Source organism: Klebsiella sp. WP8-S18-ESBL-06 (assembly GCF_014169755.1).
Lineage (GTDB): Bacteria > Pseudomonadota > Gammaproteobacteria > Enterobacterales > Enterobacteriaceae > Kluyvera > Kluyvera ascorbata_B.
The window spans coordinates 2,794,785-2,815,427 of the sequence record NZ_AP022256.1; the positions used below are offsets into that span (position 1 = coordinate 2,794,785).

The window sequence follows — 20,643 nt, forward strand, 5'->3', positions numbered from 1 at the left end:
TGTTACCCCAGTAATCGGCGAATGCGCTGCAGGCCCGCCACCAGGCGGTCGACCTCTTCAACGGTGTTGTACATGGCCAACGACGCCCGGCACATTGCGGGCACCTGATAAAACGCCATCAGCGGCATCGCGCAGTGATGACCGGTGCGTACGGCAATCCCATAGTTATCGAGAAAGCTGCCAACGTCGTAGGCATGATGCTTGCCGAGATTAAAAGCAATGATCCCCAGGCGTTCGGCGGGCCCGTACAAATGCAGATCCGGCACGTCTGCCAGCGCGTCCAGCGCGTAGCGCATCAGCGTCTGTTCATATTCAGCAACGTGCGTCAGCCCCAGGCCGTTGACATAATCCAGCGCGGCGCCCAGACCGATAATGCCGCCGGTATTCGGCGTTCCGGCCTCGAAACGCCACGGCGCTTTCGCCCACGTGGTGCCTTCCGTCAGGCTAACGGTGGCAATCATTGACCCACCGCCTTCCCACGGCGGCATCGTCTGTAGGATGTCGGCGGTAACATACAGCGCGCCAATTCCCGTGGGGCCGTAGAGTTTATGGCCAGAGAAGGCGTAGAAGTCGCAGCCCAGCGCCCGCACGTCGACCGGGTGATGCATCACCGCCTGCGCGCCGTCCACCAGCACTTTCGCGTTATGGCGATGCGCGATGGCAATCAGCTCCGACAGCGGGTTCTCGGTCCCCAACACGTTAGACACCTGGGTCACCGCCAGCAGGCGGGTGCGCGCATCAAATAGCCCCTCGACCGCCGCCATCTGCAACGTGCCATCGGCGTTGAGCGGGATGACCCGCAGCTGTGCCCCCGCACGTGCACAGAGCATTTGCCACGGCACAATATTGGCGTGGTGCTCCATCGCCGTGATCACGATATTATCGCCCGCCTGAACGTTACGGTTGCCCCAGCTGTTGGCGACCAGATTAATCGCTTCAGTCGTACCGCGCACAAAGACGATCTCTTCGGCGCTGGCTGCATTAAGAAAACGCGCGACCTTCTGGCGCACCTCTTCCATTCGCTGGGTGGCTTCGGCGCTCAGCGTGTGAATGCCCCGGTGTACCGCCGCGTAGCCGTTGCGATAAAACGCCGCTTCCGCGTGGATCACCTGCTCGGGTTTCTGCGCGCTGGCCGCGGAGTCCAGATACGCCAGCGGCTGGCCGTTGACTTCGCGGGAGAGTACCGGAAAATCGGCGCGCACCTGTTGTACGGAAAAAGTCATTGTTTACCTCCTGCCAGACGCAGCCCGATCCGCGCCAGTACGTGCTGCTTCAGCGCCTCCAGGGTAATGGCATCGGTCAGCCCGGCGGCAAACGCATAAAGGATGATGTTCCTCGCTTCCTCCAGCGCCACGCCGCGTGAACGTAAATAAAAGAGCTGCTCGTCGTCGATTCGCCCGACGGTGGCACCGTGGCTGCATTTCACATCGTCAGCGTAAATCTCGAGCTGCGGTTTGCTGTCGACTTCTGCCAGCCGACCCAGCAGCAGATTGTTGTTGGTCATCTGGCCGTCGGTTTTAACGGCGTGCGGCGCCACGGTAATCACACCGTTGAATACCGCCCGCCCCTTATCATTGACGATGGTTTTATGCAGCTGCCGGCTGTTACAGTAGCCCTGATTATGTTCAAGCCACGTGCGGGAATCGCACACTTCAGCGTTAACCGGCATCGCCAGGCTATTCAAACGCAACGTGCTGTTTTCGCCATTCAGCTGGCTGCTGGTGTGGTGTCTGGCAACCGCCGCGCCCAACAGGAAGCTGTGGCTGAAAGCGGCTGCGTCTCGCCCTAGCCGTAGATCGTTATGGGAAAAGTGGTAGCTCTGATCGTTTTCAAACCCCAGCTTCAGATGCTGTAGCTGGGCATTATCGGCCACGTCCATCGTCAACCTTGCGCCGGTAAAGTGGCGCAGCGCATTCAGGCTGACATAGTGCTCGATAACCGTCGCCTGGGCCCCTTCCTCTAGCTGTAAATGGTGGCGGTAATGCGCCGTATTCATCTCGCCCGTTTCCAGGCCGCGCGTCAGATGCAGCAGCAGCAGCGGTTTTTCGGGACGCTGATTACGCCGTACGCGGATACGCGTCACGCTGGTGGCCAGACTTTCCGTCAGATGCAGGAAGGCCTCGGGATGAACCGCATCCGGCAGCGACTGGCGCTGATTATCCACCGTCACCTCAAACCCGCTACCGCCAGGATCATCGCTGAGACGTGCATCAAACTGACCGTCAACGAACACCAGCCGATGCGCCGCCAGCGCTACCGCGTGAGCATCGCGCTGTTGAGCCGTCAATGCAGGCAGCGCGGGCGCGACAAAGGTGCTGGCGAGCAGCTTATCAAGCGCGGTGTACTTCCAGTCTTCATCCTTGCGTGTAGGCAGGCCAAGCTGATGGATCTGCTGCAGGTGCGCCAGCGCCTGCGGCGACGGCTGTCCGCCGCGCGCCTGCAATAGCGCATGCCACTGCTGCAGCGCGCTACTGTTGTTCGCTAAGCCAGCCATAGCCCTGTTCCTCCAGCTGTTTCACAAGCCGAAAATCACCCGATTTCACGATCCGCCCCTGATACAGCACATGCACCACGTCAGGCTTGATATAGTCCAGGATACGCTGGTAGTGAGTGACGATAATAAAGCTGCGTTTGCCGTCCCGCAGCGCGTTAACGCCTTCCGAGACAATTTTCAGCGCATCGATATCCAGCCCGGAATCGGTTTCATCAAGAATGCATAATTCAGGCTCCAGCACAGCCATCTGTAAGATATCGTTGCGTTTTTTTTCACCGCCAGAAAACCCGACGTTCACCGACCGGGTCAGCAGGTCCGCCGGCATTTTCAGCAAGGCGATTTTCTCTTCCATCAAATCCTGAAAATCGAAGCGATCCAGCGGCTCTTGCCCACGATGGGCGCGCACCGCGTTGAGCGCGGTTTGCAGGAAAAACTGGTTGCTCACGCCGGGAATTTCAACCGGGTACTGGAAGGCCATAAAAATCCCTTCCCCGGCCCGCTCTTCCGGCGACAGCGCTAACAGGTCATGGCCTTTAAAGGTGACAGCCCCTCCGGTCACCGTATAGTCTTCACGGCCAGCCAGCGTCGCAGAGAGCGTACTTTTCCCCGACCCGTTCGGTCCCATAATGGCGTGGACTTCGCCCGGGCGGACGTTCAGGCTGACGCCGCGCAGAATCTCTTTGTCCTCAACGGAGACCTGTAAATCTTTGATATTCAACATATCGTTTCCCTTAATGCTTAACCGACGCTGTGTTCAAGGCTGATAGCCAGCAGTTTTTGCGCTTCCACGGCGAACTCCAGCGGCAGCTCCGAGAAAACATCCTTACAAAATCCGTTAACAATCATTGAGATGGCATCATCTTCGCTGATGCCGCGCTGCAGACAATAGAACAGCTGGTCTTCACCAATACGCGAAGTGGTCGCCTCGTGCTCCAGCTGGGCGCTGTTATTGCGACACTCCACGTACGGAAACGTATGTGCACCGCAGTCAGGGCCGATGAGCATCGAGTCACACTGGGTGTAGTTGCGGGCGTTGGTCGCCGTCGGCATAATTTTCACCAGCCCGCGATAGCTGTTCTGGCTATGCCCGGCGGAAATCCCCTTCGAGATGATGGTCGATTTTGTGTTTTTACCGATGTGGATCATCTTGGTGCCGGTATCAGCCTGCTGGTGACCGCTGGTCAGCGCCACGGAGAAAAATTCCCCCACCGAGTTATCGCCGCGCAAAATACAGCTAGGGTATTTCCAGGTAATGGCCGAGCCCGTTTCCGACTGCGTCCACGACATTTTGCTATTTTCACCTTCGCACAGCGCGCGCTTGGTCACAAAGTTGAGGATCCCGCCGCTGTTGTTGTCACCGGGGAACCAGTTCTGCACGGTGGAGTATTTCACCTCGGCGTCTTTATGAATGATCACCTCTACCACCGCCGCATGCAGCTGATAGCTATCGCGCACCGGCGCCGAGCAGCCCTCAATGTAGCTCACATAGCTGCCCTCGTCGGCTATCAAAATCGTGCGCTCAAACTGGCCGGTTTTTTCTGCGTTGATACGGAAATAGGTCGACAGCTCCATCGGGCAGCGGACGCCCTTAGGGATATAAATAAAGGTACCGTCTGAGGCCACCGCCGCGTTTAACGCAGCAAAGAAGTTGTCATTTTCCGGAACAACCGTACCGAGGTAACGCTGGACCAGCTCCGGATGGTCATGAATCGCTTCACCAAACGAGCAAAAAATAATCCCTTGTTCAGCGAGTTTTTCCCGGTAGGTTGTCGCCACCGACACCGAATCAAAAATGGCGTCTACCGCCACCTCTTTACCTTCACGTACCGGAACGCCAAGCTGGTTAAACGCGGCTTCAACCTCATCGGTTAAAAAGCTGCTGCTCCCGGTTTGCTGCTGTGCGCCAGGTTCAGAGGCGCAGCTATCGTCGCAGTTTCCGCAGGACGGCGCGGAATAATAGCTGTAGTCCTGATAGTTCAGCGCATCATAGTGCGCCTTCAGCCAGTGAGGCTCTTCCATTTCCAGCCAGGCACGATAGGCCTTGAGGCGAAATGCCAGCATCCATTCCGGCTCGTTGCGCCTGGCGGAGATCGCCCGCACCACGTCTTCGTTAATGCCCTTCGCCAGCTCGTCGGTTTGCAGCTGAGTGAAAAAGCCTTCTTTATAGTTCAGCGGGCCGCCGGCCCAGGTCTGGACATCGTCAGTTGCGTCAGTATTACGCGTCATTATGTACCGCCTATACCCCGAAGCTTTCGCCACAGCCGCATTCGTTCTGCGCCTTGGGGTTATGATATTTGAACAGCTGATTCAGCCCTTCGCGCACGTAATCCACCTCGGTACCGTCAATAAACGGCATTGCGCGTAAAGGCACCCACAGCTTCGCGCCCTCGTACTCAAACAACAGATCGTCACGATCCGGCTCGCTGACTGCGTCCAGCACGTAGCCGAAGCCCGCACAGCCGGTTTGCTTAACCCCCAAACGCACGCCCTGGAGCGTCGGCTGCTGTTTGACCAGTTCGCGAATATGCGCCGCTGCCGAAGGCGTCAGCGTGATACCGCGCCAGGTCACATCGTTGGGATCAAAGGTTCCAGAATGCACTTCCATAGGTCTACCTCATCAGTGGAGCCACAAAGGGAATAACGCCATGTTAGTGATAATGATTATCACTTCAACCCGCGCCGCGTGGGGGTATTGCGCCTGCGCCCCTTTGTGTATCGCTTTTTATAAGCATAGACCCTGCTACGGCAGGTGAATGGGATAGAGAAAATTTTGCAATGCTTTGAAAAATAATAGATTTAATTGCATTGATAGGCTTAATGCGGCAGAGAATTAAAGATGCATAGCTAATGCCTATTTATTTAATCGGTTTTGGCGTGTTCTGTGAATCAAGGGGTTAGAGCACTATCAATGGGTTACGGAAACTACTGTATAGCTATATAGGGACATATACAGACTTTTTTATGCCCCCAAACATGCCCCCACAATACCTTTTGCCCCCATTCCCCCCCAGATTCGTGCTATTGCATTTCGCTGTAACCTCTTAATGATCGCAGGGAATTTTAAATCGTAGAATCTCTGGTAGTGTGCTGCAATGGTAACTCCCCCTACCGGCTCCTAATAAATCATCATGTCACGGTATAGCTAACGTCCGCCTCTGGCACAAAGCGGAAAAGATCACAGAGCTAAAGGCTGCTGTGAGCTAGAAGCAGCCCCGAAATCAGGGCCCGCCTGTTTTATCTGAGCATTAGCAGGGGCTGACGGCTATCAGATAGCATCTCTGTTGTGTTGCTGCCGATAAAGAATTTGCGCAGCCGTGAATGTCCGTACGCTCCTATAACCATAAGATCAATCCCGTGTTCCTCGGCGTAGCGGCACAGCGCATGAGCCACAGTATCGGCTTTTAGCAAACTTGCCTGACTGGTTATGCCTGCTCTTTGCAGCAGAGACTGAGCGACCTCCAGCGACTCTGACCTTCCATTCACCATCACCAGATGGCATGTCAGATTCAAAAACAATGGACTTACGGATAATTGGCGCAAATTTTCCAGACTCGCTTCACTTCCGTCATAGGCGAACATGACACGTGAAGGAACAGAGAAGGTTTCGGGTACAATTAAGACAGGATTTTTTTGCAGACGAATAACATTCTCAAGATGGCTTCCGACCGGATTTGATGCCCCTCGACGCCCCAGCACCATAAGACGCGTCTCCCCTAATTCAGCCAAAATCCCATCTAGCGTGCCATGTTTTTGCAATTGTTGTGGTGCTTGTAGCCCCGTCTCTGCCAGCAGCTCAGAACAATTTTTCAGAATGGCTTTACCCTGCGCCATCAATAATCGGTTACGTTCGCCCTCAAGGTGAACCAGCTCTTCTGTAAAATGTTCCCAACTGTCTAAGCCGATGGTTCCTGTCAGGTCCGAAGCCACAGGCTGGCTACTTTTTTCCAGTACATGAAGCAGGGCCAGAGAGACCTTCAGCGTGGAGGCCGCCCAAGCCGAATATTTACAGACGGCCTGTGTTGATGACGAACCATCCACACAGGCAACAACGGTGTTGTTCATTTCATGACTTCCGGACATTAATGACCTCCCATTAATTTATCAACTTCTTCGGGTTTATCATGCATACCAAACCGATCAACAAGGGTGCGGGTGGCATCATTCATCCCGCGAATCTCAACCTCAGTACCCTCTCTGCGGAACTTAATAACCACTTTGTCCAGGGCTGTAACCGAAGTGATGTCCCAGAAATGGGCATGTGAAACATCTATCACCACATTCTCAATCGCTTCACGGAAATCAAAGTGGCTGGTAAAGCGATCTGCTGATGCAAAGAATACCTGGCCGGTAACGGTATACGTCCGGCTCATCCCTTCCAGAACTGAGGTTACACGCATGAACCGGGATACTTTAGTGGCAAAGTTAAGCGAAGCAATCAGTACACCGGTCAGTACACCGAAGGCCAGATTATGTGTTGCCACCACAACCAGGACGGTGGCAAGCATGACCACGCTGGTTGAAAGGGGGTGTGAACGCAGGTTTGTAATAGAGCGCCAGGAGAATGTTCCGATGGAAACCATAATCATCACTGCGACCAGCGCCGCCATCGGTATTTGAGATACCCAGTCGCGCAGGAACACAATCAGGCAAAGCAGAACCACGCCCGCCGTGAGGGTTGAAAGCCGTCCACGTCCACCAGATTTTACGTTGATAACGGATTGCCCAATCATCGCGCAGCCTGCCATTCCTCCGATAAAGGATGTGCAGATATTCGCGATACCCTGAGCTTTGCACTCCCGGTTTTTGTCACTTGGCGTGTCGGTCATGTCATCCACAATCGTGGCGGTCATCATCGACTCAAGCAGGCCAACCATCGCAAGCCCGGCAGAATAAGGCAGGATGATGAGCAGCGTCTGGAGATTTAAAGGTACGTCAGGAAGCAGGAATACCGGCAGGCTGTCGGGAAGTTTCCCCATGTCCCCGACGGTCCGAACATCAAGCTGCAGCAACACGGAAATGCCGGTCAGTACCACGATGCAGACAAGAGGTGAAGGAATGGTTTTGTTGAGATAGGGGAAGAGATAGATAAGCCCCAGGCCCGCTGCAGTCATGGCATAGACATGCCAGGTTACGTTGGTCAGTTCTGGCAACTGGGCCATGAATATCAGTATTGCCAGCGCATTAACGAATCCCGTCACCACTGAGCGTGAAACAAAGCGCATCAGCCCGCCGAGCTTCAGATAGCCGGCTATCAGTTGGAATACCCCTGTAAGAATGGACGCGGCCAGTAAATATTCCAGGCCTTGATCTTTCACCAGAGTCACCATCAGCAGCGCCATTGCCCCCGTGGAGGACGAAATCATTGCCGAACGCCCGCCAAAGAAGGCCGTAACGAGAGGGATACAGAACGCTGAGTAGAGGCCTACCTGGGGATCCACACCGGCAATAATGGAAAATGCGATCGCTTCTGGAATGAGCGCGAGCGCGACAACAATACCGGCAAGAACGTCACCACGGACGTTACCCAGCCAGTCCCTACGTGTCGAGGACAGCAGCATAATAATTTCTCAGTTTTTAGATACAGTCAGCCCTGGAGGGCAACGATTTTACGTACGATAAAGCACATCCGCAGACGGGATGTAATTGAGTGCGTGCTGAGACTCGCTCAGTACGACGGAGGTAGGAAAAACTCAGGGTGGCGTAATACGCATAACGGTTATCAGATTCTCCATTGCTGGTGTATATGTATTGTCCGCGTGTTGCCTGGGGGTGACCTGCTCCCCGTTGATTAGTACACCCCGATGTTAGTAATGTCTTCATAAGCCACATGAGGACATCCCCATGAAGAAGCGTTTTTCCGACGAACAGATCATCAGTATTCTCCGCGAAGCCGAAGCTGGGGTACCCGCCCGTGAACTCTGCCGCAAGCATGCCATTTCCGATGCCACGTTTTACATCTGGCGTAAGAAGTATGGCGGTATGGAGGTGCCTGAAGTTAAGCGCCTGAAGTCGCTTGAGGAAGAGAACGCCAGACTCAAGAAGCTGCTTGCCGAAGCCATGCTGGATAAAGAGGCGCTTCAGGTGGCTCTTGGGCGAAAGTACTGACGACAGACCAGAAGCGGGAAGCCGTGATGTTGATGTGTGATGCGACCGGTCTGTCGCAACGTCGTGCCTGCAGGCTTACAGGTTTATCCCTGTCGACCTGCCGCTATGAGGCTCACCGTCCGGCTGCTGATGCGCATTTATCAGGGCGCATCACTGAGCTGGCACTGGAGCGCAGGCGTTTTGGCTACCGTCGTATTTGGCAGTTGCTGCGCCGTGAAGGGCTTCATGTTAATCATAAGCGCGTGTACCGGCTTTATCACCTCAGTGGCCTGGGCGTAAAACGCAGAAGACGTCGTAAAGGGCTGGCAACAGAACGTCTGCCGCTGCTCCGTCCGGCGGCGCCCAATCTGACCTGGTCGATGGATTTCGTCATGGACGCACTTTCCACCGGTCGCAGGATCAAGTGTCTTACCTGCGTCGATGATTTCACAAAGGAATGCCTGACGGTCACTGTTGCCTTTGGGATTTCAGGCGTTCAGGTCACGCGTATTCTGGACAGCATTGCACTGTTTCGAGGCTATCCGGCGACGATAAGAACTGACCAGGGGCCGGAGTTCACTTGCCGTGCACTGGATCAATGGGCCTTTGAGCATGGTGTTGAGTTGCGCTTAATCCAGCCGGGCAAGCCAACGCAGAACGGATTTATTGAGAGCTTTAACGGACGATTTCGCGATGAATGTTTGAATGAGCACTGGTTCAGCGATATCGTTCATGCCATGAAAATTATTAATGACTGGCGGCAGGATTATAACGAATGCCGCCCGCACTCCACGCTGAATTATCAGACACCGTCTGAATTTGCAGCGGGCTGGAGAAAGGGTCATTCTGAGAATGAAGATTCCGACGTTACTAACTGAGTGTTGTATCTAATCGTGGGGGCAGGTCAGGGGCAACTGACAGGCATAAGGCCGGAACCTGAATTCGTTCAAAGCCGAACAATACTATAAGCAAACCACAGACAGGGTCAAACTGTGAGTGGACTTCTGTACGCGCTATTTGACATTTATTTATCCATTCTGTTTTGGAAGTGTCCGCTTTTGGCACAACGCGGACCAGCTAGCTGAACTGAAGTTCCGCAGTAAGCGAGTAACGGACATTAGGCTTACAGGATAACTGAACCGTTCTCCAGATAGTCTTTGAAAGTGAATGGTTCGGTTTGCCATGGATACTTATAGGGGCTGTTCCCTCACCTGAACAAGGAGAGATGTGTTCTGAGCATTCCTACCGACGTCAAGACTGCCAGTCTTTAAATACCTCAATACCCTGAAGCAAACAGCTTCATCATTTCTACAAGGTGTATTATCAACTTTGTGAACAAGGCGGCTATTCGACTCACATAACTATCTGTATCATAAGCCAAAATCACAAATTTTGTTAATGATGAAAACTATCTATCTAATTAAGGTTGATATGATATGAAAATAGAGAAAATAATCATAATTGCAGCAATATCTCTTGGGGTTACTGGATGCGCAAGGGTACTGCCCCTTGATTATGATAATTATAATGGCAGTGATGCTGCAACATTGTATGTACTGAATCGTCAGGGAAACATAGGAACTATCTATCTCGGCTCTTACGTCCTGAATAGTAAAGATGATTGTTTCGAAATGGCTGATCGTTATGAGCTTGATTCTAATGTTTTCAAATCAAAAGGAAACGTAGTCGTCAGTAAAGTAAAACCGGGTGCTTTGTATTCTGTCTCACAATTAAAGAATCTCGGCTCATTTATTAGTAGCACTCATTCATCACTTATTCCAGAAGCAGGAAAGTACTATTACATATCATCCGGAAGCCACGCGGTTCAGGTCCCTGCGGACTTTGTTCCTGACGCGTCAGTCAGCTCAGAAGAGGTGGTAAAACAATACAGCAATAATCCAGTTAAATATTGGAATGTTAAAAAAATATGTTCTCGCCCGTTCTGGAAGGTTTTTTAATTTCGGCTTCGTAGCAAGAAATACGACATTCTGTCTGCCAGTAATTCAGGCCCACGCTCAGTGGGCCTATGTATCCATCATTGACTGTAACAAAATAGATGATCGCTACAGTGCGCAACTTACTGACTGCGCTAAGGGTGAACTGCCACAAGGGGAGATGGAGGTCAATGTTGACGATTAATTCAGCCATTACAAAGACGCACTAGCCCTTCCGTGCCGGAGCCCAACTGCACGCTCCACAATGCCTGCGCAGGAGGAACGTACGTTTGGCTTTCTTGTTCATTAAGCCACCTGTTTTATGTTGTGGTGAGAATATCACCTTTAATCAGGTGGCCAAATTTACTGCGCCACTAGAGCGATTTCTTCAAAGAACTTCTCCCGGCTATGGCTGATCATGGTCTTCTCGCCGCTGCGGCCGCGCTGAATGCTGACCTCGTCCAGCACAAGCAGGTCAACCGTGCATAGATTCTCCTGGTGAGAGGCTTCCGACTGGCCGCCGTCGTAGCACTCTCGAACCCGAAGCATCAGATCCGGAATGGTGACGACCAGGGCCGAATAACCAGCAGACAGTAGATGGTTACCAATCGCCGCGGCAAGATGGTTTTTCCCGGTACCCCGGTCGCAGCTAAACACGAAGCGAGCAAAGCCATTCCCGAAGTTCTGCGCGTAGCTTTTCGCTATGGTGTAGGCCTTGCGCTGTTGCTCGCTGGACCCTTCGTCGTTGGCGAACGTACAGCTGCGATGCAGGCGTTTAATGCCGGAACCACTGCAGATTTTATCTGTCCGCGCTTCTGGTTCAGTTTGTCCAGCGCCTCACACCGTTTGAGTCCGTCTTCCCGTTGCCGCGCCAGCAGCTCTGCTGGGTTGGTGAATTTCGGCTAGATAGCACATCCCCCCCTATTATCGGAGGGATGAAATCAATCACCGCTTTAAAAATACATATTCATATCCTGTATACTTTGCGGCGAATGAATCCACTGAATGAGAATTACGATGAAGACTTATGGTGTTTTAGCCACAGGATTGGGTTGTTTAATAATAGGTGGCCTCGCCGGTTACCATTTTGCTGGCAACTCCCACGATAGCGCAGGGGAGATCCCACCATCAGTTCCGCACCAGCAGGAAGTAAAGCCACAACCGAAAATTGAGGTTTACACATACAGCATCGATAGCGTATCCGAGCAGCGGCTTAAAAACGAACTGAAGCTGAAAGACCAACTCAAACGAGGCTGGATCAGATTCTCAATGACTATCGACCGTATTCAATGTGAAACAGACGTTGATTGTTACGCAGTGAGTAAAGAAGGCGGCATGGGATTTTCTTTCCGCCCGCACAATACGAAATCTGAAGACATTCAGTGGCTGAAAGATCTGGATGTTGGCAATGCTGTAGATCTGGTTTGCAGCCGCTACATCGACAAAGGGCTGTATTACGACATGCGCGATTGCGTGCCATTCGACCGCCTGAAACCCGAGTTAATCAATACGCATAATATAGGTGAATAATTAATCACCAGAACGCCCCTTCTTTTCAGGTGTATGAAAAAAGCCGCAATCTGCGGCTTTCGTTGTTATTTTTTCTCGTCAGTGTAACGACGAGCATTATCAAAAAGATTAGTGCACATATTACCCCCATTAAAAATATGACAATAACATGCCCCATAATGGGTTGATATCTGACCAGTTTTCTCCCATGGAAGCAGCGTAGATTAGACATAAACGCTGGCGATTTGGGTTCCATGCAAAACCACCGCGGTGCGAAAAACACCAGCATACGGCGGTTTCATTTCATCGTGGGCAATGGAGGGTGGATAATAAATCCCCTTCGTCCGACTGGATTTTTCCCCGCACCATCCGAATAATGCATAAAAAAAGCCAGCGTTCAGGCTGGCCTGGCGGTCGTTCGGGCAGAGAACGAAACTCAGCTTCCTTTATAGGTCGAATATCCATACTGACTCAGCAGAAGTGGAATATGCAGCTTTTCATTGGTCTTTGTCACCGTGAATAATACCGGGACTTCAGGGAAGAACGACGCGTACTTTTCACGCTTAAAATACTCCCCGGTTTTAAACGTGACCCGATAAACGCCTGGCTGCATGTCCCGATCGTCAGGATACAGCGATTTAATCCGGCCATCGCTGTCCGTTTTTCCTTTCGCCAGCATATCCCAGCCCGTCGCCTGCTGTTTTTCCAGCGTCACATCAACGTCTTTTGACGGTATCCCGGTTTGCTGGTTGAGAATGTGGACGCTGAGCGTTCCTATTGGTGCGCTGTACGCCACCGGCGCTAACAGAGAGGTCAGTAACAACGCCAGACTTATTTTTGCATTCATTGTTTGCTTCCTGTAATCAAAATCACAGGTCAATCTTAGTCATCTTATTGATAAATAAAATTCAACTTTTTGTTATCAATTGATGGGAAAATGTCCTCTGTTCACGGAGTGGTGTTCTGAAGAAGCACGCGCATATTTTACATGGTGAGCCGCATCTGATGCTGGCGAATAAGACAAGCGGTAAAGCGGCTTCCGGCGTTTTTGTCGATGCCGATGGCCAGTGTGTCAGCCCGAACAACATTCAGCTTGTCCATCGGGATAGGTATTAAGCGGGCAAGGGCACAGTTGTTTTGTCCATAAATCCCGACAAAAAAAGCCGCATTTTGACAGAGCGCAAAACATGACACCGTCTACCGCGCTATTAATTCATACCGCCAATCTAACCCGTCTTACAATGTGAAAGGAGGAGACGATGAAAACTTACGATCGTAACCGTAACGCTATCACCACTGGTAGCCGTGTGATGATCGCCAACAATGGCGCAACCGGTGTGATTACCACTATCCACGGAGAAGGCAAAACGGCGGAACAGCTACGCCGCGCAAGCTGCGTAGAGATTGATGGTCAGGACGGTACGTTTTGCCCGATTGATCTGATCCGCCTGGGGCTCAACTAATCAGTCCCCCGTTCTCACCGCGTTAAACGGTGAAAGCACGCCCATTAAGGCCGCTCAGCGTGGCCTTAATGGCAGCCCGCTATCTGGCAACCGGCAGATCCGTATAGCGCGTTGTGTAGCCAGGAGACAGCATCGCTCGCTTCATTGCCCATGCCTGTTCAATCCCTTTACCGGCAAAGCCAATGTGCCCCCGTCCCGAGTGATTAATACTATCGATAACCTGCATCAACGCGTGCCCGTTAGCCTGCGGCGGATGAGGGTCAAACAAGTTAAGCTGCGCTACGCCCTGGCTGAAAAAATCGCTTAGCATCACCCCCGCCTTCATATAACGAAAACCCTCGCGCCAGACGGTGTCCAGCGAACGGGTCGCTGCACGAATAATATCTCGGGTGTCACAGGTCGGAACGGCCAGCCTGCCGCTAGACTGCGGCGCGTAAAATACCTCATTTACCGCATGCGGGCTGGTGCGCATAAACAGACTAATCACACAACAGTACTGCCTTTCCGCACGCAGTTTCTCCGCTGCGCGTTCAGCATAAGCACAAACAACCTGATGCATTTCATCGTAGTCCGTGATGCGGTGGCTAAACGAACGGCTATAGATAATTTGCTGCTTAATAGGCGCAAACTCCTCAAGCGCCAGGCAAGACTCGCCGCGCAGCTCCCGCACCGTACGCTCCATCACCACGTTAAAATGCTGGCGAATCACCCATGTTGACGTGTCAGCAAGCTGCAATGCTGTCTCAATGCCCATCAGTTCGAGTTTTTTACGCGTGCGACGCCCGACTCCCCAGACTTCATGTGCCGGGAGCAGCGCCAGCAGCTTGCGCTGGCGCTCTGTCGCTGAAAGATCCACCACGCCATGGGTTTTACGCCAGGTTTTAGCGGCCAGGTTCGCCAGTTTGGCGAGGGTTTTGGTTGGCCCGATCCCCACGCCGACCGTCAGCCCGGTATGCTTCTGCACCGTTTCGCGTATCTGGTGGCCAAATGATTCCAGCGAACGGCAGCCCGACAGATCGATAAACGCTTCATCAATAGAATAAATCTCGACATTCGGCACGAACGCCAGCAGCGTCTGCATGACCCGATGGCTAAGATCGGCATACAGCGCGTAGTTTGAGCTAAAAACGGTTACTCCCTGACGGCGCAGCTCATCCTTAATTTTAAAATACGGCGCAGCCATCTTGATGCCGAGCGCTTTTGCCTCTGCCGAGCGCGAAATAATGCACCCATCGTTATTGGACACCACGACCACTGGTTTACCCTGGAGATCGGGGCGAAAGACCGTCTCACAGGAAGCATAGAAATTGTTAACATCAACCAGCGCGAACATATTTATGGGCTTTTAAACTAAAGGTCACGACGCCGAAGATTTGTAGCTCCTCTTCCGCGTGAAAAACAATCGGCGCATAGCGAGCATTATGCGCAACCAGCTGAACCGATGGCCGGATTCGCAGCTCTTTAACCGTAAACTCCCCCGCCACCGCCGCCACCACGATGTCGCCATGGCAGGCTTTTAGCGAGCGATCCACGACCAGCAGGTCGCCATCACCGATCCCCGCGCCAATCATCGAATCCCCGCTCACCCGGATAAAATAGGTCGCACTGGGATGCTTGACCACCAGCGCAGTCAGATCCAGACTTTCTTCCACATAATCCTGCGCCGGGCTAGGAAAACCGCAGGGAACCCGCTCTAAGAACAGCGGCAGTTTGACAGGGGGTTCGGGTTTAGAGAGATAAAGCACCTTCATATTCAACCACTCAATAACACTGTTTATATATGGGTCTTCCCTTGTTGTGGTGGCTGAAGGCATGATAATGGTGTATTTAATCGCCAGAGGTCACCGCCATGGACGAAAAGTCCCTCTACGCTCATATTCTCAACCTGTCCGATCCGTGGCAGGTAAAGTCCCTTTCTCTCGATGAAAATGCCGGTTCTGTTACTGTCACTATTGAGATCGCTGAAAACACCCGGCTAGCCTGTCCGACCTGCGGTAAATCCTGTTCTGTTCACGATCACCGTCATCGTAAATGGCGCCATCTTGATACCTGCCAGTTCACCACTATTGTTGAAGCCGATGTTCCACGAATTATGTGTCCGGAGCATGGCTGCCTGACGTTGCCTGTTCCGTGGGCTGGCCCCGGAAGCCGGTATACGTTGCTATTCGAATCGTTCGTTCTCTCATGGCTGAAAATCAGCACCGTTGATGCTGTCAGGAAGCAACTTAAGCTCAGTTGGAATGCGGTTGACGGCATTATGACCCGGGCAGTTAAGCGAGGTCTTGCCCGGATAAAAAAGCCATTATCCGCCCGTCATATGAATGTGGATGAGGTCGCCTTTAAAAAAGGACATCGTTACATAACGGTGATCTCCGATCGCGATGGTCGGGCGCTGGCCTTAACGGATGATCGCGGCACAGAGAGTCTTGCCGGCTATCTTCGCACGCTCACTGATGGGCAGTTGCTGGCTATCAAAACGCTCTCAATGGACATGAACGCGGGCTATATAAGAGCAGCGCGTATCCACTTACCCAGTGCGGTTGAGAAAATCGCCTTTGACCGCTTCCATGTGGCGAAGCAACTGGGCGAGGTAGTTGATAAAACCCGTCAGAATGAACATCCGCACCTCCCTGTTGAAAGCCGACACCAGGCAAAAGGAACCCGCTTCCTGTGGCAGTACAGCGATAAGTGGATGACCGAATCCCGGCAGGAAAAGCTGATGTGGCTGCGTGCACAGATGAAGCTGACGAGCCAGTGCTGGGCGCTGAAAGAGCTGGCAAAGGATATCTGGAACAGGCCATGGAGCGAGGAAAGACGGAGTGACTGGCAGAGATGGTTGGCGCTGGCGGCTAACAGTGACGTTCCCATGATGAAAAATGCCGCGAAAACGATAGGAAAAAGGCTGTACGGGATCCTGAATGCGATGCGACACAGTGTCTCAAACGGAAATGCGGAGGCACTTAACAGCAAGATCAGGCTGCTGAGGATAAAAGCCAGGGGATACCGAAACCGGGAGCGCTTTAAACTGGGGGTGATGTTCCACTACGGAAAGCTGAATATGGCGTTCTGAGCCTTCCCACCATGATCGGGGAAGACCCTTATATATACAGTATTATAGGACACATAAAAAGATCAAGTCATCCCGTGCCCCACGGCGTGAACCCATTGAAGACGAACAACATTTACCGCGTGGCAACGACCATCGGCGGGTCAGTCGGCGCTGTCGTGCAAAACATGCTGGCATTCGTCGCCGTAATCCGTACCATACACGCCACACATTCGCTGATTCGCCGTCAGCGCGGGACAGCGCTTTTATCGTAAATCAAATGGACTGGAAGACGCTGTAGTGGGCCTGAGTTTCCATTTAGATTTCTGAGTAACTATTAAATGCAACAAAATCAAGAAATTAGCAAAAAAGAACAATACAATCTGAACAAATTACAGAAGCGTCTGCGTCGTAACGTGGGCGAAGCCATCGCCGACTTCAACATGATTGAAGATGGCGACCGTATTATGGTCTGCCTGTCCGGCGGCAAAGACAGCTACACGATGCTGGAAATTCTGCGCAACCTGCAGCAGAGCGCGCCGATCAGCTTCAGCCTGGTGGCGGTCAACCTCGACCAGAAGCAGCCGGGCTTCCCGGAGCATATTCTGCCGGAATACCTTGAGAAGCTGGGCGTCGAGTACAAAATTGTCGAAGAGAACACCTACGGCATCGTGAAAGAGAAGATCCCTGAAGGCAAAACCACCTGCTCGCTGTGCTCTCGCCTGCGCCGCGGTATTCTCTATCGGACAGCCACCGAACTGGGTGCGACGAAAATTGCCCTCGGCCATCACCGCGATGACATTCTGCAAACCCTGTTCCTGAACATGTTCTACGGCGGGAAAATGAAAGGGATGCCGCCGAAGCTGATGAGCGATGACGGCAAACATATCGTTATCCGCCCGCTGGCCTACTGCCGTGAAAAAGACATCGAGCGCTTCTCCGAAGCGAAAGCGTTCCCGATCATTCCATGTAACCTGTGTGGTTCGCAGCCGAACCTGCAGCGTCAGGTGATTGGCGATATGCTGCGTGACTGGGATAAACGCTATCCTGGCCGTATTGAGACCATGTTCAGCGCGATGCAGAACGTGGTACCGTCGCACCTGTGCGATACCAGCCTGTTTGACTTCAAAGGACTGACCCACGGTTCTGAAGTGGTTGACGGCGGTGACCTGGCGTTTGATCGGGAAGAGCTGCCGCTACAGCCGATGGGCTGGCAGCCGGAAGAAGAAGACGGTCAGTTGGACGAGCTGCGTCTGAACGTGGTCGAAGTGAAGTAAGCGATTTAGCGTCTCAGGCTGCGGCCTGAGACGCTGATTCAAGCGGTTATTTCAGCAGACGCGCACGGCACGCTTTGCCTTTGATTTTCCCTTTCTGCAACAGTTTCCAGGCCTGATGGGCCACGCCTTCGCGCACCGCCACGTAGACATGCGCCGGGTGCACATCAATTTTCCCGATATCCGCAGCCACCAGCCCCACGTCACCGGTTAATGCACCCAGCACGTCGCCCGCGCGCATCTTGGCCTTTTTACCGCCGTCGATGCACAGGGTCATCATTTCCGGCGCCAGCGGCGTAACGCGCGTTTTGGCCGGTTCCGGCATCCAGTTCAGCTTTAATTGCAGCATTTCGGCCAGGATATTGGCGCGCTGCGCCTCTTCCGGCGCGCAGAAACTTACCGCCAGCCCGCTGTTACCCGCGCGGGCGGTACGGCCAATACGGTGAACATGCACTTCCGGATCCCACGCCAGCTCGTAGTTCACCACCATCGCCAGCGATTTGATGTCCAGCCCGCGAGCCGCGACGTCGGTTGCCACCAGAATACGCGCGCTGCCGTTGGCAAAGCGCACCAGCGTCTGATCGCGGTCGCGCTGTTCAAGGTCGCCGTGTAAGGCGATCGTGCTCTGCCCTGCGGCATTCAGCTCCTCAAACACGGCCTGGCAATCTTTTTTGGTATTACAAAACACGACGCAGGATGCTGGCTGATGCTGGCTCAGCAGCTGCTGTAAGAGTGCAATTTTACCGTGGCGCGGCACATCAAAGAACTGTTGCTCTACCGCCGGTAATGCATCAACGCTGTCGATTTCGATTGTCTCCGGCGAGCGCTGCACGCGGCCGCTGATGGCGGCAATGGCCTCCGGCCAGGTGGCGGAGAACAGCAGCGTCTGGCGAGACGCGGGCGCAAAGCGGATCACCTCATCCATCGCATCGCTAAAGCCCATATCCAGCATGCGGTCTGCTTCATCCATCACCAGCGTATGCAGGGCATCCAGCGAAACGGTGCCCTTTTGCAGGTGATCCAGCAGGCGGCCCGGCGTCGCCACAATAATATGCGGCGCGTGCTGTAAGGAATCCCGCTGTGCGCCGAACGGCTGACCGCCGCACAGCGTCAGCACCTTAATATTCGGCAGATAGCGGGCCAGTCGACGAATTTCACCAGCGACCTGATCGGCCAGCTCACGCGTGGGGCACAGCACCAGCGATTGGGTCTGGAACAGGCTGGCATCAACGTGTTGAAGCAGACCGAGACCAAACGCCGCCGTTTTACCGCTGCCGGTTTTTGCCTGCACGCGCACGTCCTTCCCGGCCAGAATTGCCGGCAGCGACGCGGCCTGAACCGGCGTCATAGAGAGATAGCCCAGATCGTTCAGATTATCGAGCTGGGCGGCAGGAAGGGCATTCAGGGTGGCAAAAGCGGTCACAATATTTTCTCGCGAATTAGGGGGCTAACGGTCAGCAGGCGCGTATCGTCGCAGATCTCGCCGCGGGATGCGACAAATTAATCGGCGGGTGCGGTCAGGCCGCGGAAAAAGGACAAAAAAAAGCCGACTATTCTAAGCCGGCGTCGTACGAATCAATTGTGCTATGCAGTAATTCAAAAAAAGGAAGTAAGACAATATGGAGCGCAACGCCCATCGCTTGACGTTGCATTCACCTGCGAGATCGATATTGCCTCGATTGGCATACCGTTTTATTGACTTCGCTCAAATTAAGTGGCGTTACCCTATCCTAAGGGGGTAAAAAAGGCGATTTTTTACAACCAGTTACTACGATGTAACCACCACGTAACACCGCCTATCAGCAGCACCAGCATAATGCAGAAGAGCGAAAAACCCAGATGCGATCCGCCGCCGGGGATGCCGCCAAGGTTGACGCCAAACAGCCCGGTCAGGAAGGTGCTCGGCAGAAAAACCATCGCCATCAATGACATGGTATAGGTTCGTCGGGAGAGCGATTCCTGCATCATCTGGGCAATTTCATCGGTCATGACCGCCGTACGCGCAATACAGCCGTCAATCTCATCCAGCCCGCGTCCCAGACGATCGGCGATATCCTGCATCCGTCGGCGCTGGTCATCGGTCATCCACGACAGACGTTCGCTGGCGAGCCTGGCGTAAACATCACGCTGTGGAGCCATATACCGGCGCATGACGATAAGCTGCTTACGCAGCAGCGCCAGAAAACCGCGCGGCGGTACCTGCTGCTCCAGCAGGTTATCCTCAAGGTCGATAATTTTATCGTGCAGTTGTTCAATGAACTCGCTGGCGTGATCGGTCAACGCATCGCAAATATCCACCAGCCAGCTGCCACAGTCCGTCGGGCCGCTGCCCTCTTGCAAATCGCTGACCACGTCATCAAGCGCCAGCACTTTCCGCTGGCGGGTAGAGACAATCATACGTTCGTCAATATACAGACGCATCGCCACCAGCTGATCGGGTCGTTCATCGGTGCTGCCGTTAATGCAGCGCAGCGTAATCAGCGTCCCCTCACCCAAGCGGCTCACCCGCGGCCTCAGGCTCTCGCCAGCAAGCGCATCGCGCACCACGTTTGGCAGCAGCGGCGTGGTCGCCAGCCATTGGGCGCTGTCTGGATGGGTATAGTTCAGGTGCAGCCAGCACGGATTGTCCTGGCTGACACAGTCCGCATCGGTTAACGGCTTCACGCCGCCCTGGCCATCCAGCAGCCACGCAAATACCGCATCTGGTACGTTAAGGTCAGATCCTTTTATGGCTTCCACTTCGCCTCCGCTCACCGCTCTTTATCCTGATAGTCTAGCCATCTCGCTTTGTTAAGCAACTTGTGACTGCGCCATGGCGCTGAAATCGTTCATAAAAGCG

Annotated in this window: 18 protein-coding genes and 1 pseudogene; 6 read left to right on the forward strand and 13 right to left on the reverse strand. The window is 53.4% G+C overall.

The features are described 5' to 3' along the window. Positions 1-2: 2 nt before the first annotated feature. The 7 genes from sufS to H7R76_RS13445 form a co-directional block, all read right to left on the reverse strand. The gene (gene sufS, locus H7R76_RS13415; protein ID WP_182965497.1) at positions 3-1,223 is read right to left on the reverse strand and encodes a cysteine desulfurase SufS; all 1,221 of its coding nucleotides are present in this window, start codon (positions 1,221-1,223) and stop codon (positions 3-5) included. After that, positions 1,220-2,494 carry a Fe-S cluster assembly protein SufD gene (sufD, locus tag H7R76_RS13420; RefSeq protein WP_182965499.1) on the reverse strand — a complete coding sequence of 425 codons (1,275 nt, stop codon included), beginning with the start codon at positions 2,492-2,494 and terminating at the stop codon, positions 1,220-1,222. Before sufD ends, sufS begins: the two co-directional genes overlap by 4 nt. After that, positions 2,469-3,215, reverse strand: a complete 747-nt coding sequence (gene sufC, locus H7R76_RS13425; protein WP_106928915.1) for a Fe-S cluster assembly ATPase SufC — start codon at positions 3,213-3,215, stop codon at positions 2,469-2,471. The genes sufD and sufC overlap by 26 nt, the downstream gene beginning before the upstream one ends. 17 nt (positions 3,216-3,232) lie before the next feature. Next, positions 3,233-4,720 carry a Fe-S cluster assembly protein SufB gene (sufB, locus tag H7R76_RS13430; RefSeq protein ID WP_182965501.1) on the reverse strand — a complete coding sequence of 496 codons (1,488 nt, stop codon included), beginning with the start codon at positions 4,718-4,720 and terminating at the stop codon, positions 3,233-3,235. Positions 4,721-4,730: 10 nt separating this feature from the next. Next, complete coding sequence (gene sufA / locus H7R76_RS13435; RefSeq protein WP_106928919.1) at positions 4,731-5,099, reverse strand: Fe-S cluster assembly scaffold SufA; 369 nt, start codon at positions 5,097-5,099, stop codon at positions 4,731-4,733. Between the two features lie 629 nt (positions 5,100-5,728). Further along, complete coding sequence (locus H7R76_RS13440; RefSeq protein WP_182965503.1) at positions 5,729-6,556, reverse strand: universal stress protein; 828 nt, start codon at positions 6,554-6,556, stop codon at positions 5,729-5,731. Between the two features lie 17 nt (positions 6,557-6,573). Further along, the gene (locus H7R76_RS13445; protein ID WP_182965505.1) at positions 6,574-8,052 is read right to left on the reverse strand and encodes a SulP family inorganic anion transporter; all 1,479 of its coding nucleotides are present in this window, start codon (positions 8,050-8,052) and stop codon (positions 6,574-6,576) included. 283 nt (positions 8,053-8,335) lie between these two features. On the opposite strand from H7R76_RS13445, the gene H7R76_RS13450 reads away from it, so the two are divergent. Together H7R76_RS13450 and H7R76_RS13455 are read left to right on the forward strand one after the other, a co-directional pair. Beyond that, a protein-coding gene (locus H7R76_RS13450) for an IS3-like element ISSen4 family transposase (RefSeq protein WP_182965507.1) occupies positions 8,336-9,456 on the forward strand; the annotation gives its coding sequence in 2 pieces (ribosomal slippage) (positions 8,336-8,594 and positions 8,594-9,456; 1,122 coding nt in all). A gap of 558 nt (positions 9,457-10,014) precedes the next feature. After that, positions 10,015-10,536 (forward strand): hypothetical protein, encoded by a 522-nt coding sequence (locus H7R76_RS13455; RefSeq protein ID WP_106928925.1) that lies wholly within the window; start codon positions 10,015-10,017, stop codon positions 10,534-10,536. Positions 10,537-10,923: 387 nt separating this feature from the next. Here the strand turns inward: H7R76_RS13455 and H7R76_RS13460 are convergent. Next, positions 10,924-11,414: pseudogene (locus H7R76_RS13460) on the reverse strand (ATP-binding protein); the annotation flags it as partial. A 115-nt stretch (positions 11,415-11,529) separates the two neighbouring features. Between H7R76_RS13460 and H7R76_RS13465 the strand changes: the two are divergent. Further along, positions 11,530-12,042, forward strand: a complete 513-nt coding sequence (locus H7R76_RS13465) for a hypothetical protein (RefSeq protein WP_106928927.1) — start codon at positions 11,530-11,532, stop codon at positions 12,040-12,042. Positions 12,043-12,457: 415 nt separating this feature from the next. On the opposite strand, the gene uraH is transcribed toward H7R76_RS13465, so the two are convergent. After that, positions 12,458-12,868, reverse strand: coding sequence for a hydroxyisourate hydrolase (gene uraH, locus H7R76_RS13470; RefSeq protein ID WP_182929021.1), 411 nt, complete (start codon positions 12,866-12,868; stop codon positions 12,458-12,460). Between the two features lie 412 nt (positions 12,869-13,280). Here uraH and ydfZ point away from each other — a divergent pair, with 412 nt between their 5' ends. Beyond that, on the forward strand, positions 13,281-13,484 hold the full coding sequence (gene ydfZ, locus H7R76_RS13475) for a putative selenium delivery protein YdfZ (RefSeq protein WP_106928930.1): 204 nt from the start codon (positions 13,281-13,283) through the stop codon (positions 13,482-13,484). A 79-nt stretch (positions 13,485-13,563) separates the two neighbouring features. Here the strand turns inward: ydfZ and umuC are convergent, their stop codons facing one another. Together umuC and umuD are read right to left on the reverse strand one after the other, a co-directional pair. Further along, complete coding sequence (gene umuC / locus H7R76_RS13480) at positions 13,564-14,817, reverse strand: translesion error-prone DNA polymerase V subunit UmuC (RefSeq protein ID WP_106928933.1); 1,254 nt, start codon at positions 14,815-14,817, stop codon at positions 13,564-13,566. Beyond that, positions 14,801-15,235, reverse strand: coding sequence for a translesion error-prone DNA polymerase V autoproteolytic subunit (umuD, locus tag H7R76_RS13485; protein ID WP_182929022.1), 435 nt, complete (start codon positions 15,233-15,235; stop codon positions 14,801-14,803). The genes umuC and umuD overlap by 17 nt, the downstream gene beginning before the upstream one ends. 98 nt (positions 15,236-15,333) lie before the next feature. Here umuD and H7R76_RS13490 point away from each other — a divergent pair, with 98 nt between their 5' ends. Both H7R76_RS13490 and ttcA read left to right on the forward strand, forming a co-directional pair. Continuing rightward, positions 15,334-16,554 (forward strand): ISL3-like element ISKox3 family transposase, encoded by a 1,221-nt coding sequence (locus H7R76_RS13490; protein WP_000343760.1) that lies wholly within the window; start codon positions 15,334-15,336, stop codon positions 16,552-16,554. Positions 16,555-16,871: 317 nt separating this feature from the next. Continuing rightward, positions 16,872-17,807 (forward strand): tRNA 2-thiocytidine(32) synthetase TtcA, encoded by a 936-nt coding sequence (gene ttcA, locus H7R76_RS13495; RefSeq protein WP_182929023.1) that lies wholly within the window; start codon positions 16,872-16,874, stop codon positions 17,805-17,807. 46 nt (positions 17,808-17,853) lie between these two features. Here ttcA and dbpA read toward each other — a convergent pair whose 3' ends face one another. Further along, on the reverse strand, positions 17,854-19,227 hold the full coding sequence (gene dbpA, locus H7R76_RS13500) for an ATP-dependent RNA helicase DbpA (protein ID WP_106928938.1): 1,374 nt from the start codon (positions 19,225-19,227) through the stop codon (positions 17,854-17,856). A 332-nt stretch (positions 19,228-19,559) separates the two neighbouring features. Beyond that, positions 19,560-20,543: a zinc transporter ZntB gene (gene zntB / locus H7R76_RS13505; protein ID WP_106929056.1), complete on the reverse strand. Its 984-nt coding sequence runs from the start codon at positions 20,541-20,543 to the stop codon at positions 19,560-19,562. Positions 20,544-20,643: the final 100 nt, after the last annotated feature.